Origin of the sequence: Shewanella sedimentimangrovi (assembly GCF_017354965.1) — a bacterium.
GTDB lineage: Bacteria > Pseudomonadota > Gammaproteobacteria > Enterobacterales > Shewanellaceae > Shewanella > Shewanella cyperi.
This window is the reverse complement of record NZ_CP071502.1, coordinates 2,952,692-2,965,266: the sequence shown is the minus strand read 5'-3', so window position 1 is coordinate 2,965,266 and position 12,575 is coordinate 2,952,692. Positions and strand designations below refer to the sequence as shown.

Below are 12,575 nucleotides of genomic sequence, written 5' to 3'. Positions count from 1 at the left end.
ATATGAACGAATTGACCTTCCTCCATGGCGCACCCACTGTCAGCGCCGATATCCGCAGCCGCAACAGCGACTTTGTCGTGCAGGAGATCCTGCCATTCTTGCCCAGCGGCGACGGTGAGCATCATTTGCTGCACGTGCGCAAGGATGGCCTCAACACAGTGCAGGTGGCCGAAATGTTGGCCAGGTTTGCCAAGGTGCATCCCAAGGAAGTGACCTTCGCCGGTCAGAAGGACAAGAACGCCGTGACCGAGCAATGGTTTGGTGTGCGTATTCCCGGCAAGGACACGCCGGCATGGACCGAACTCAACAGCGAGCAGCTGACCATTTTGAGTTCAGCCCGTCACAACAAAAAGCTGCGTACCGGCGCCCTCAGCGGCAACCGCTTTACCCTGACATTGCGCAATGTTTCGGACATGGCGGCCCTGGAAGCGCGGCTGGCGTTGATAGCCCAAAGTGGCGTGCCAAATTATTACGGTGAGCAGCGCTTCGGCCACGACGGTCGCAACCTGGTGCAGGCCAGACAGATGTTCCAGGGCCGCAAGGTCAAGGACAGAAACAAGCGCAGTATCTACCTGTCGGCGGCGCGATCCATGCTGTTTAACGAGGTGGTGTCAGGGCGTTTGGCGCGCATTGGTCTGGAACTGCTCGACGGTGACTGTGTGATGCTCGCCGGCAGCCGCAGTTTCTTTGTTGCCGAGCAGTGGGATGATACCCTCAAGGGCCGTCTCGCCGAAGGCGATATTCAGTTGTCGGCGCCCCAGTGGGGCAGAGGGCAACAGCTTAGCCAAGGTGCGGCAGCGGCGCTGGAAACCGAGCTGCTCGAGCCTTTTACGCTGGAGCGTGATGGCTTGGAGCAGGCCGGGCTGGAGCAGGAGCGTCGCCCCCTGTTGCTCAAACCCGAGACCCTGTCCCACAAGGTTGATGGTGATACCCTGGTACTGGATTTCATCCTGCCCGCCGGCAGCTTCGCCACCAGCGTATTGCGGGAGCTGTGTCAATACACGGATGTGCAGGAGCAGGCTTGGCGGGAGGCCGTGGCAAATAAGGCGGAGGAAGCCGATGTTCCTGCTGGTCAGTAATGACGATGGGGTGCAGGCGCCGGGCCTCAGGGCCCTGGCCGAGGCGCTGTCAGCCATAGCCAAAGTGCAGGTGGTGGCACCGGATCGCAACTGCTCCGCCGCCAGCAATTCGTTAACCTTGACGAATCCATTAAGAATTAATAGCTTAGATAACGGTTACCTGGCGGTTAATGGTACGCCCTCCGATTGTGTCCATATTGCCATCCGCGAATTGTGCGATGTGGAGCCGGACATGGTGGTGTCCGGCATTAATGCCGGTGCCAATATGGGCGACGACACCTTGTACTCGGGCACAGTAGCGGCGGCCATGGAAGGGCGCTTTCAGGGCTTGCCGGCCATCGCTGTCTCCCTGGTGGGGCGCGAGCTTAAGCATTACGCCACTGCCGCCGAAGTGACGGTGCGCATAGTGCGAGGGCTGATGAGTCATCCGCTGCCAGCAGATCAGATCTTGAACGTCAATGTGCCGGATCTGCCCCTGGAGGACATCAAGGGGATAAAGGTGACTCGCCTGGGGGCCAGGCACCGCGCCGAGGGCGTGGTCAGAACCCGGGATCCGGCCGGGCGGGAAATCTTCTGGCTGGGCCCTCCGGGAGCGGAGCAGGACGCCGGAGCGGGCACGGATTTTGGCGCCGTGGCGGATGGATACGTGTCCATCACCCCCTTAACCGTGGATCTGACCGCCTACGGACAACTCAATGCACTTACAGATTGGATAGAGAAAATATGACCCGGCTTTCCCGTGCAGTGGCAATCAACCTGGCAAAACGCCTGCAAGAGGCGGGGATCAGCTCGCCACGGGTTTTGGAAGCCATTGCCAACACGCCAAGGGAGCTGTTTCTGGATGCGGCTCTGGCCCACAAGGCCTATGAGAATACCGCGCTGCCCATAGGCCAGGGGCAAACCATATCCCAACCCTACATAGTGGCACGCATGACGGAAATGGTGCTGGCACGCAATCCCAAGCGGGTACTTGAGATAGGGACTGGCTCGGGCTACCAGGCGGCAATTTTGGCCCAGCTGGTGGATGAGCTTTGTACCATTGAACGCATTAAGGGACTACAGATCCAGGCGCGGCAGCGCCTTAAACGACTGGATCTGCACAACGTGTCGTTTAAGTACGGTGACGGTTGGCAGGGCTGGCCCAGCAAGGCCCCCTTTGATGCCATCATGGTGACGGCTGCGGCCAGTACTGTACCCCAAGCATTGCTCGACCAACTCGCCGACGGTGGCCAGTTGATTATTCCTGTCGGAGACGAATTGCAGCAACTGATGCGCATCAGCCGCAGCGGTGAGCAATTTATTTCCGAGGTCGTTGAGCCGGTGCGCTTCGTGCCGCTGATAAGTGGTGAGCTGGCCTGATCACATGAGATCCCTGAGCCTGATCCTCTGCCTGCTCATGGCAGGCTGCAGTTTTCAAGCCCATCGTCCAGCACCGGTGGAGAGCATCGGCCAGGGAAAATCCGCTGGCCGGGATCGCGGCACACTGCAAAGCAACAGCTATAAGGTTAAACGCGGGGATACTCTTTACTCCATCGCATGGGCTGCGGGCCGCGACTATACCGAAATCGCCTGGCTCAATCGCCTGAAAAAGCCCTACACCATCTATCCCGGCCAGGTTTTGGTCCTCAGAACGACACGCAAACTTACAAAAAATCAGGCGGAAGCCGAAGCGGCACAGCGTCTGGCTGCAGTGCAAAAGCCTAAAGATAAAATATATAAAAAACAAGAAGATAAGCGGAATGGTGCGCAACAGAACGCCAATCGGAATAGTACAAAAAAAACACTTGATCCGGCTACCAAGTCTGCGTACTCTGTAACAAGTTCCCAACAAAAAGTTAACCCTGTTATCCACAGCCCCGACGGGCTTCCGGAAGAGGTAAGCCGCTGGGTGTGGCCTGTAAAGGGCACAATGATTGGGACCTTCTCTGCCACAGAGCAGGGGAATAAAGGGATCAAGATCGCGGGGCGCCGAGGAGAACTCATCAGTGCCGCGGCAGATGGCAAGGTGGTTTATGCCGGTAGTGCCCTCAGGGGATACGGCAACTTGGTCATCATCAAACACAATGATGATTATCTCAGTGCCTATGCCCATGCAGACAAGATCCTGGTTAAAGAAAAGCAACAGGTCAGAGCAGGTCAGACGGTTGCGAAGATGGGAAGTACGGGCACAAATCAGGTAATGCTCCATTTTGAGATCCGTTACCACGGACAATCCGTCAACCCACTTAACTATTTGCCAAAACAATAATTTTTTTGGCTGCCATATTGGCAACGGAGGATAAGAAAGTGCAGTAAATAACTCAACGAATCAATGGTTTGGGAGAGCAAATTATGAGCCTTAAAAACAATACCCTTGTTGCTAGAGAGCTTGTAGATTTTTCCGGAAAGGAACCAGTAATTGAAAAAAGTATGGACGCTGAAGACGTCAATCTGGTGCAGGACCTGGAACTTGAACAACAAGTACAGGACGATTTACAGCGGAATTTGGATGCCACACAACTCTATTTAAGTGAGATTGGTTTTTCCCCGCTGCTGAGTGCAGAAGAAGAAGTCTATTTTTCGCGAAAAGCGTTGAAAGGTTGTGAAAAGTCACGCAACCGTATGATCGAGAGCAACCTGCGTTTGGTTGTGAAGATCGCCCGTCGTTACAACAATCGGGGCCTGGCCCTGCTGGACCTTATCGAAGAAGGCAATCTGGGACTTATCCGCGCCGTGGAAAAGTTCGACCCGGAGCGCGGCTTCCGTTTCTCCACCTATGCCACCTGGTGGATCCGTCAAACCATTGAACGTGCCATCATGAATCAGACCCGTACCATCAGGCTGCCAATTCATGTGGTGAAAGAACTCAACGTTTATCTGCGCACCGCCAGGGAACTGGCACACAAACTCGACCATGAGCCCACTGCCGAAGAGATTGCCGCCAAACTGGAATTACCCAGCGGTGATGTCAGTCGCATGCTCAAACTCAATGAAAAGATTACCTCAGTGGATATCCCTCTGGGGGGCGATAACGACAAGGCGCTGCTGGATGTGTTGGCAGATGACGACTCCGTCGGCCCCGACTTCAAGGTGCAGGACGAGGACATCTCCAACTCTGTGGTCAAGTGGCTCAACGAATTGAACACCAAGCAACGGGAAGTGCTGGCGCGCCGTTTCGGTCTGCTGGGTTACGAGCCTTCTACCCTGGAAGATGTGGGCGCCGAAATCGGCCTGACCCGGGAGCGGGTAAGACAAATTCAGGTGGAAGCCTTGAAGCGGTTGCGGGATCTCCTGAGTGCCCAAGGGCTGTCGGTGGAAGCCCTGTTCCAGAGCTGATAAATAACGGCTGGCGCATAAATCTATTAGCTAGCGCAAAAGCCTATTAGCTAGCGCAAAAGCCTATTAGCTAACGCAGAAGCCTATTAACAGAAACGCCTCAGATGAGGCGTTTTTTTATGGCTCCAATGTCAGCTATTTTACCAAGGCCTTGAGTTCATAGAGCAAATCCAGCGCCTGACGTGGGCTGAGTTCGTCCGGCTTCAGCTGCTTGAGCCTGGCTTCGGCCGCCGATGGCTCGGCCGGCAGACTCAAGGCCAGGCTCTGTTGAGCCAGATTTTGCTTACCCGATGTCGGTACCTGGTGATCCCGGTTCTCCAACTGATGCAACTTGTGCTTGGCCAAGGCGATCACCTGACTCGGCACCCCCGCCAGCGCTGCCACCTGCAAGCCATAGCTCTTGCTGGCGGCGCCTTCCTGCACCGCGTGCATAAAGGCAATGGTGTCGTCGTGTTCCACCGCATCCAGATGTACGTTGTGGACTCCGGCAATCAGCTCAGGCAACTGGGTCAGTTCAAAATAGTGGGTGGCGAACAGGGTCATGGCGCCCAGACGCTGGGCCAGGTACTCGGCCGCCGCCCAGGCCAGTGACAGGCCATCATAGGTGGAGGTGCCGCGCCCAATTTCGTCCATCAGCACCAGGCTGTTGGCACTGGCGTTGTGCAATATGTTGGCGGTCTCGGTCATTTCCACCATGAAGGTGGAGCGGCCGGAGGCCAGATCATCGCTGGCGCCGATGCGGGTGAAGATCCTGTCCACCGGGCCAATAATGGCCCGCTGTGCCGGCACAAAGCAGCCTATGTGGGCCATCAGGGTGATCAGTGCCACCTGGCGCATGTAGGTGGACTTACCGCCCATGTTGGGGCCGGTCACCACCAGCATGCGCCGCTCGTTTGAGAGCTCCACCGGATTGGGAATAAAGGGTGTCTGGTTGACCCTCTCCACCACGGGGTGGCGACCGGCCTCAATCAAAATTCCGGTTCTGTCGCTCAGTTCCGGGCATTGATAGCCAAGGGTTTCGGCGCGCTCGGCGAAGTTGGCCAGCACGTCCAGTTCCGCCGCGGCGCGGGCAAAGGCCTGCAGATCGTGCAGCCTTGGCAGCACCAGATCGAAAAGCTCATCCCACAGCTGTTTTTCCAGCGCCAGCGCCTTGCCCTGGCTGGACAAAACCTTTTCCTCGTATTCCTTGAGCTCGGGGGTGATATAGCGCTCTGTGTTCTTCAGGGTTTGGCGTCTTTGGTACGACAAGGGCACCAGCGCCGACTGAGCTCGGCTGACTTCTATGTAATAGCCATGGACGCGGTTATAGCCAACTTTAAGGGTGGCTATTCCGGAGCGTTCCTTCTCGCGAATTTCCAGCTGCTGCAAATAGTCGGTCGCACCTTCGCTGAGACCGCGCCACTCGTCGAGTTCGGCGTTGTAGCCGGGACGGATCACGCCGCCATCGCGGATAAGCATCGGCGGGTTGTCGACTATGGCACGCTCCAGCAAATCCTGCTCCGCCGGGAATTCCCCCAGCAGCAGCGCCAGTTGTCGCAGGTGCTGACTTTGGCTTGCTTCGAGATGTTGTTTGAGTTCGGGCAAGAGTCCCAGTGCATCCCGAAGCCTGGCAAAATCCCTGGGTCTGGCGCTTCGAAGCGCCAGACGGGCGAGGATCCGCTCAATATCCCCTAAGTTCCGCAGCGTGTGGCTGAGTGCTTCAAAGCCTTGAGTGTCCAAGAGTTCGGTCACCGCGCCCTGACGGGATTCAATGTGTGTTCTGTTGCGCAGTGGTTGATGGATCCAGCGCTGTAACATGCGACTGCCCATGGCGGTGGCGGTATTGTCGAGCACGCTCGCCAGGGTGCTGTCGCGACCACCTGAGAGGTTCTGCGTCAGTTCCAGATTGCGGCGGGTCGCCGCGTCCAGCACTATGGCGTCGCTCTGGTTAAAGCGCACTATGGAATTGATGTGGGGCAGGGCGGTGCGCTGGGTATCGCGTACATATTGCATCAGGCAGCCGGCTGCCTGCAGTGACAGGCGCGCATCGGTAATGCCAAAGCCACGCAAGTCCCGGGTACCAAATTGCTCCAGCAGCAATTTGACGCAGGTGTCATAGTCAAATTCCCATTCGGGACGGCGGCGCTTGCCCTTGAAATGGTTAATCAGTACCAGCTCGGCAAAATCTTCGCTGTACAGGAGTTCGGCCGGACTGGTCCGTTGCAACTCTGCCTCCAGAGCCTCACGGCTGTCGAGTTCGGCCACCACAAAGCGGCCCGAGGCCACATCCAGGGTGGCATAGCCGAAACCGACCTTGCCCTGATAGACGGCGGCCAGCAGGTTGTCCTGGCGCTCCTGTAGCAGAGCTTCATCGGTCAGGGTGCCGGGCGTGACCACCCGCACCACCTTGCGCTCCACCGGTCCCTTGCTGGTGGCGGGGTCACCTATCTGTTCGCAGATGGCCACCGACTGGCCAATTTGCACCAGCTTTGCCAGATAGCCTTCCACCGCATGATAGGGGATACCGGCCATGGGGATGGGATCGCCGCCGCTCTTACCGCGGGCGGTGAGGGAAATGCCCAGCATCTGCGAGGCGCGTTTGGCATCCTCATAGAAGAGTTCATAAAAATCACCCATGCGGTAAAACAGCAGCATATCCGGATGGGCTGCCTTCATCGTCAGGTACTGACGCATCATGGGAGTGTGTTTTTCCAAATCGTCGAAATCTGTGCTGTTCATGGACGGCCGTATCTGCTGGGTGGCGCTGAAAACTGTGGCGCCAATACTAACAAGGTTTTCGTTGAAATTGAGCCCCATAGCGCTAAAAGCCCCTGCGTCGGTGCAAATTGCCACCAGGGCCGGGGCTGCGGGCACAGGGAAAAAATATTTTACCTGGGCTTGATACTGTATGATTGTACAGTATACTAGCCTCAGTTAAGTACAAACATGCCGACGCCGTTCGGGGTTGCGCCAACAGAATAATCGCGACTTTATTGACAGCCACAGGGCTGCTTTAAGAGGGAACAGGAATGAAGATAGATCCAAACAAAGAGAAAGCGTTAGCCGCCGTTCTGGGCCAAATTGAGAAGCAGTTTGGCAAGGGCTCCATCATGAAGCTGGGTGAAGACCGCTCCATGGATGTGGAAACCATCTCCACAGGTTCGCTGTCTCTGGACGTGGCTCTGGGGGCCGGTGGTCTGCCAATGGGCCGTATCGTTGAGATCTATGGTCCTGAATCTTCAGGTAAAACAACTCTGACACTGGAAGTGATTGCCGCTGCCCAGCGTGAAGGCAAGGTGTGCGCCTTTATCGACGCCGAACACGCATTGGACCCCATCTATGCCAAGAAGCTGGGCGTGGATATCGACAATCTGCTCTGCTCTCAGCCGGACACGGGAGAACAGGCGCTGGAAATCTGTGATGCCCTGACCCGCAGCGGTGCCGTGGATGTGATCATCGTCGACTCGGTTGCGGCCCTGACCCCCAAGGCTGAAATCGAAGGTGAAATCGGTGATTCCCACATGGGTCTGGCGGCGCGCATGATGAGCCAGGCCATGCGTAAGCTGGCGGGTAACCTCAAGCAATCCAACACCTTGCTTATCTTCATCAACCAAATTCGTATGAAGATTGGTGTCATGTTCGGCAACCCGGAAACCACCACAGGTGGTAACGCGCTCAAGTTCTACGCCTCAGTGCGTCTGGATATCCGTCGCACCGGCGCCATCAAGGAAGGCGACGAGGTGGTGGGTAACGAAACCCGCGTTAAGGTGGTTAAGAACAAGATTGCTGCACCGTTCAAGCAAGCCGACTTCCAAATCCTTTATGGTCAGGGTATCAACCGCACCGGCGAACTGGTGGATCTGGGTGTGATGCACAAGTTGATTGAAAAATCCGGTGCCTGGTACAGCTACAAGGGCGACAAGATTGGTCAGGGCCGCGCCAATGCCGGTAAGTTCCTGATTGACAATCCACAAATCGCCGCCGAAATCGACAAGACCCTGCGCGAGATGTTGCTGCACCGTGCCGATGGCAGCAGTGCCGCCGCCAGCAGCAGTGACAGCAGTGGCGAAAACGTCGATTTAGAAACCGGGGAAGTGTTCTGAACCCAGAACTGATGCAAGCCGCGCTGACTTTGCTGGCGCGGCGGGATCACGGTCGGGAAGAGCTTAAAACCAAGCTGCTGGCCAAGGGCCATGAGCTACAGGAAGTGGAAACCGTGCTCGCCGAATGTGAGCTGCGCGGTTATCTGGATGATGGCCGCTATGCCGGGCAGCTTATCCGCAGTCACATTGCCAAGGGCCATGGTCCGACTCGTATCCGCCAGGCCCTGTTGCAAAAAGGCCTGTCGCGGGAGTCCGTGGAAACCGCGCTCAACGGCTGCGATCAAGACTGGTTTGCCCTGGCGCGCACCAAGGCGCGCAAGAAATTTGGTCTCGCCCCCATAGCGGATGCCAAAGACAAGGCCAGACGGGTGCGTTACTTGCTGGGCCAGGGCTTTGGCTTTGACCAGGTAGCCCATGGCCTGGAATTCGACCCCTATGAATGATTGGCAATGATCAGACAATCAAAGGCCCCGACTGCGTCGGGGCTTTTTGTTGTCACCCTAAAACCACCTCCTATGGAGGTGGTGATCGTTCTGGTGGGGCTTTGCCCGGAGAATGCCCATGCTAAATACTCCCTCGGTTTGTTACCAGCAAATCAAGGAGTAAGTAGCATGAGCAGATATGAATCCGCGTCTCACGTATTCTATCGTTGTCAGTATCACCTCGTTTGGACACCCAAGTACAGGTACAAAATCCTGAAAGGTAATCTCGGCAGAGAGCTTTATCGAAGTATCTATGTTTACTGCAACATGAAGAAATGCAGAGTCGTGGAACTAAATGTTCAGGAAGATCATGTCCATCTAGTAGTCAGAACCCCACCCAGTCTAAGCGTGTCGGATTTAATGGGTTTTGTTAAAGGGAGAACCGCGATCAGGATGTTTGCCAAATTTCCTTATTTAAGAAAGCACAAGCTCTGGGGGAATCACTTCTGGCAACGGGGTTATTTTGTGGACTCAGTAGGAGCAAACGAAGACATAATCCGTAGATATGTACGGCACCAGGAAAATACAGCCAAAGAAGAAGAGAAACGGCAAATAGCGTTAGGGTTGGAAGGTTAGTTTTTAAGCCCCCTTTTAGGGGGCTGTGTCAAAGCCACCTGCTATGCAGGTGGATTTTTACTTTCCAGTACTTTCAATGATTACTGTTCATTTAAGTATGAGGTTGGCGAGTCCTATCCCATGCTTTTTCCTGTTCCCGTCTAATACCGTTGGGCACCTGATTAAGGGTGTCTATACCGGCCCCAAAAAGCGGAACGGGAAAATGCCTGTTTGCCGTCACTTGATCCCCAACGCAAAGTCAAAAATCCAAGGCAGTTCAAGGCCTGCACCGGTACTGGATTTCTCGGTAGGGCGCTATCATCTTGGCTTTGCTTATGGTTATAATGGCCCCCAAATTTTCGTCGGCAGCCCGGGAACCTGGCTGCGGCTTGTGATTCAGGCTAATTCATAATTCAGGACGTTTTCATGTATCAAACCACAGCAGCGCTCCGCAGTGCTTTCCTGGAATATTTCAGACAACAAGGTCACCAGATCGTGGACAGCAGTTCACTGGTGCCAGGCAATGATCCCACCCTGTTGTTCACCAACGCGGGTATGAACCAGTTCAAGGACTGTTTTCTGGGAATGGAGAAGCGCAGCTATGTGCGCGCCACCACAGCCCAGCGCTGCGTGCGTGCCGGTGGCAAGCACAACGATCTGGACAACGTAGGTTACACCGCCCGTCATCACACCTTCTTTGAAATGCTGGGTAACTTCAGCTTTGGTGACTACTTCAAGGAAGACGCCATTCGTTTTGCCTGGGAATTCCTGACCGTTACCCTGAAATTGCCTAAAGAACGTCTGTGTGTGACCGTCTATGAAACAGACGACGAAGCCTTTGAAATCTGGAACAAGCAAATCGGCGTACCAGCCGAGAGCATTATCCGCATCGGCGACAATAAGGGCGCCCCCTATGCCTCGGACAACTTCTGGCAGATGGGTGATACGGGTCCCTGCGGCCCCTGTACCGAGATCTTCTACGATCACGGCGAGCACATCTGGGGTGGCCGTCCCGGCAGCCCGGAAGAAGATGGTGATCGCTTTATCGAGATCTGGAACATAGTATTCATGCAGTACAACCGTCATGCCGACGGCACCATGGAGCCGCTGCCCAAGCCTGCCGTGGATACCGGCATGGGTATTGAGCGTATTTCCGCCATCATGCAGGGCGTACACTCCAACTACGAAATCGATATTTTCCAGAAGCTGATTGCCAAGGCCGCCGAGATCATTGGCGTTAACGATCTGGAAAACAAATCACTGCGCGTAATTGCCGACCATATTCGCTCCTGCGCCTTCCTGGTGGCCGATGGCGTGATGCCTTCCAATGAAGGTCGCGGCTATGTGCTGCGTCGCATCATTCGCCGCGCCGTGCGTCACGGCAACAAGCTGGGCGCCACCGATACCTTCTTCTACAAGTTGGTGCCAACCCTGATTGAGGCCATGGGCGATGCCGCCAAGGAACTCAAGGCCACCCAGGCCATAGTGGAAAAGGCGCTCAAGGCCGAGGAAGAGCAGTTTGCCCGTACCCTGGAGCGTGGTCTGGGGATCCTGGATTCGGCCCTGGCCGAGCTCAAGGGCGATACCCTCGATGGTGAAACCGTCTTCAAACTCTACGATACCTACGGCTTCCCTGTGGATCTGACCGCTGACGTGTGCCGTGAGCGCAACATCAAGGTCGATGAGGCCGGCTTCAATGCCGCCATGGCCGAACAGCGCAGCCGCGCCCAGGCTGCCGGCCAATTCAGCGCCGACTACAATGCCGCCCTCAAGATAGATACCGACACCCAATTCTGTGGTTACAGTGAACTCACAGGTGATGCCAAGGTGTTGGCTCTGTACCTCAATGGTGAGGCCGTAACCCAGGCCAATGCCGGCGATGAGTTGGTGGTGGTGCTGGATAATACGCCTTTCTACGCCGAGTCCGGCGGTCAGGTGGGTGACAAAGGCCAGTTGCTGGCCGATGGCGTTGAGTTCGCCGTCAAGGATACCCAAAAATTCGGCCAGGCCACAGGTCATAAGGGTGCCCTGGTGTCCGGTAGCCTCAAGGTGGGTGACACGGTCAAGGCGCTGGTGGACAAGAAGCTGCGCCATCGCACTCAGCTGAACCACTCTGTGACCCATTTGCTGCACGCCGCGCTGCGCCAGGTGCTGGGCAGCCACGTGACCCAGAAGGGGTCTTTGGTTGACCCTGAGCGTCTGCGTTTCGACTTCTCCCACTTTGAAGCGGTCAAGGCCGATGAACTCAAGCAAGTGGAAGAGCTGGTCAACGCCCAGATTCGTCGCAACCATGAACTGGGTGTTGAGGAAATGGACATTGACGCCGCCAAGGCCAAGGGCGCCATGGCGCTGTTCGGTGAGAAATACGATGCCAAGGTGCGCGTGGTGACCATGGGGGATTTCTCCATCGAACTCTGTGGTGGTACCCATGTGGGCCGCACCGGTGACATAGGTCTGTTCAAGATCACCTCAGAAGGCGGTATTGCCGCCGGTATTCGCCGTATTGAAGCCGTGACCGGCGCCGCTGCCATGGCCTATGTGGCCCAGCAGCAAGCCGAATTGGAAGAAGCTGCGGCCCTGCTCAAGGCCGATGCGTCCTCTGTGGTGGCCAAGTTGAAGGCGCAGCTCGATAAGGCCCGCCAACTGGAAAAAGAAAACGCCCAGCTGAAAGACAAGCTGGCCGCTGCGGCCAGCGCCGATTTGGCCGGCGATGCGGTTGAAATCAATGGCATCAAGGTGCTGGTGAAGCAACTGGAAGGTGTCGAAGCCGGTGCCCTGCGTGGTTTGCAGGATGAGCTTAAGCAGAAGCTCAAGTCCGGTGTTGTGGTACTGGGTATTGGTGCCGGCGACAAGGTTAACCTGATTGCCGGTGTTACCCAGGATTTGACCGCTAAGGTCAAGGCCGGTGAACTGGTAGCCATGGTGGCGTCCCAGGTGGGCGGCAAGGGCGGTGGTCGTCCCGACATGGCCCAGGCCGGAGGCACCGAGCCGGCCAAGCTGAGTGCGGCCCTGGCTTCCGTGTTGCCATGGTTGACCGAGCGTCTGTAATTTTAAGTCTGTTG

Annotated in this window: 10 protein-coding genes; 9 read left to right on the top strand and 1 reads right to left on the bottom strand. The window is 56.2% G+C overall.

Annotated elements, in window-relative coordinates; all coding sequences use genetic code 11:
- Positions 1 to 2 precede the first annotated feature (2 nt).
- The 5 genes from truD (at position 3) to rpoS (ending at position 4,394) form a co-directional block, all read left to right on the top strand.
- On the top strand, positions 3 to 1,079 hold the full coding sequence (truD, locus tag JYB85_RS13015) for a tRNA pseudouridine(13) synthase TruD (protein ID WP_207379637.1): 1,077 nt from the start codon (positions 3 to 5) through the stop codon (positions 1,077 to 1,079).
- Positions 1,060 to 1,806, top strand: coding sequence for a 5'/3'-nucleotidase SurE (surE, locus tag JYB85_RS13010; protein WP_207379636.1), 747 nt, complete (start codon positions 1,060 to 1,062; stop codon positions 1,804 to 1,806). The genes truD and surE overlap by 20 nt, the downstream gene beginning before the upstream one ends.
- Complete coding sequence (locus JYB85_RS13005; RefSeq protein ID WP_207379635.1) at positions 1,803 to 2,438, top strand: protein-L-isoaspartate(D-aspartate) O-methyltransferase; 636 nt, start codon at positions 1,803 to 1,805, stop codon at positions 2,436 to 2,438. Before surE ends, JYB85_RS13005 begins: the two co-directional genes overlap by 4 nt.
- 4 nt (positions 2,439 to 2,442) lie before the next feature.
- Positions 2,443 to 3,327 (top strand): peptidoglycan DD-metalloendopeptidase family protein, encoded by an 885-nt coding sequence (locus JYB85_RS13000; RefSeq protein ID WP_207379634.1) that lies wholly within the window; start codon positions 2,443 to 2,445, stop codon positions 3,325 to 3,327.
- 83 nt (positions 3,328 to 3,410) lie between these two features.
- A complete protein-coding gene (rpoS, locus tag JYB85_RS12995; protein ID WP_207379633.1) occupies positions 3,411 to 4,394 on the top strand; it encodes an RNA polymerase sigma factor RpoS in 984 nt (327 codons plus the stop codon).
- A gap of 135 nt (positions 4,395 to 4,529) precedes the next feature.
- Here rpoS and mutS read toward each other — a convergent pair whose 3' ends face one another.
- Positions 4,530 to 7,112, bottom strand: coding sequence for a DNA mismatch repair protein MutS (gene mutS, locus JYB85_RS12990; protein ID WP_207379632.1), 2,583 nt, complete (start codon positions 7,110 to 7,112; stop codon positions 4,530 to 4,532).
- 290 nt (positions 7,113 to 7,402) lie between these two features.
- Between mutS and recA the strand changes: the two genes are divergently transcribed.
- The 4 genes from recA (at position 7,403) to alaS (ending at position 12,561) form a co-directional block, all read left to right on the top strand.
- Positions 7,403 to 8,476 (top strand): recombinase RecA, encoded by a 1,074-nt coding sequence (gene recA, locus JYB85_RS12985; RefSeq protein WP_207379631.1) that lies wholly within the window; start codon positions 7,403 to 7,405, stop codon positions 8,474 to 8,476.
- Positions 8,477 to 8,487: 11 nt separating this feature from the next.
- Complete coding sequence (locus JYB85_RS12980; RefSeq protein ID WP_324032791.1) at positions 8,488 to 8,919, top strand: regulatory protein RecX; 432 nt, start codon at positions 8,488 to 8,490, stop codon at positions 8,917 to 8,919.
- Positions 8,920 to 9,087: 168 nt separating this feature from the next.
- Positions 9,088 to 9,534 carry an IS200/IS605 family transposase gene (tnpA, locus tag JYB85_RS12975; RefSeq protein WP_207382069.1) on the top strand — a complete coding sequence of 149 codons (447 nt, stop codon included), beginning with the start codon at positions 9,088 to 9,090 and terminating at the stop codon, positions 9,532 to 9,534.
- A 405-nt stretch (positions 9,535 to 9,939) separates the two neighbouring features.
- Positions 9,940 to 12,561, top strand: a complete 2,622-nt coding sequence (alaS, locus tag JYB85_RS12970; protein ID WP_207379630.1) for an alanine--tRNA ligase — start codon at positions 9,940 to 9,942, stop codon at positions 12,559 to 12,561.
- Positions 12,562 to 12,575: the final 14 nt, after the last annotated feature.

Coding starts and splice junctions, on each gene's coding strand:
- tnpA (WP_207382069.1), top strand. CDS start 9,088: ATGAGCAGATATGAATCCGCGTCTCACGTATTCTATCGTTGTCAGTAT.
- rpoS (WP_207379633.1), top strand. CDS start 3,411: ATGAGCCTTAAAAACAATACCCTTGTTGCTAGAGAGCTTGTAGATTTT.
- alaS (WP_207379630.1), top strand. CDS start 9,940: ATGTATCAAACCACAGCAGCGCTCCGCAGTGCTTTCCTGGAATATTTC.
- JYB85_RS12980 (WP_324032791.1), top strand. CDS start 8,488: ATGCAAGCCGCGCTGACTTTGCTGGCGCGGCGGGATCACGGTCGGGAA.
- mutS (WP_207379632.1), bottom strand. CDS start 7,112: ATGAACAGCACAGATTTCGACGATTTGGAAAAACACACTCCCATGATG.
- JYB85_RS13005 (WP_207379635.1), top strand. CDS start 1,803: ATGACCCGGCTTTCCCGTGCAGTGGCAATCAACCTGGCAAAACGCCTG.
- truD (WP_207379637.1), top strand. CDS start 3: ATGAACGAATTGACCTTCCTCCATGGCGCACCCACTGTCAGCGCCGAT.
- recA (WP_207379631.1), top strand. CDS start 7,403: ATGAAGATAGATCCAAACAAAGAGAAAGCGTTAGCCGCCGTTCTGGGC.
- JYB85_RS13000 (WP_207379634.1), top strand. CDS start 2,443: ATGAGATCCCTGAGCCTGATCCTCTGCCTGCTCATGGCAGGCTGCAGT.
- surE (WP_207379636.1), top strand. CDS start 1,060: ATGTTCCTGCTGGTCAGTAATGACGATGGGGTGCAGGCGCCGGGCCTC.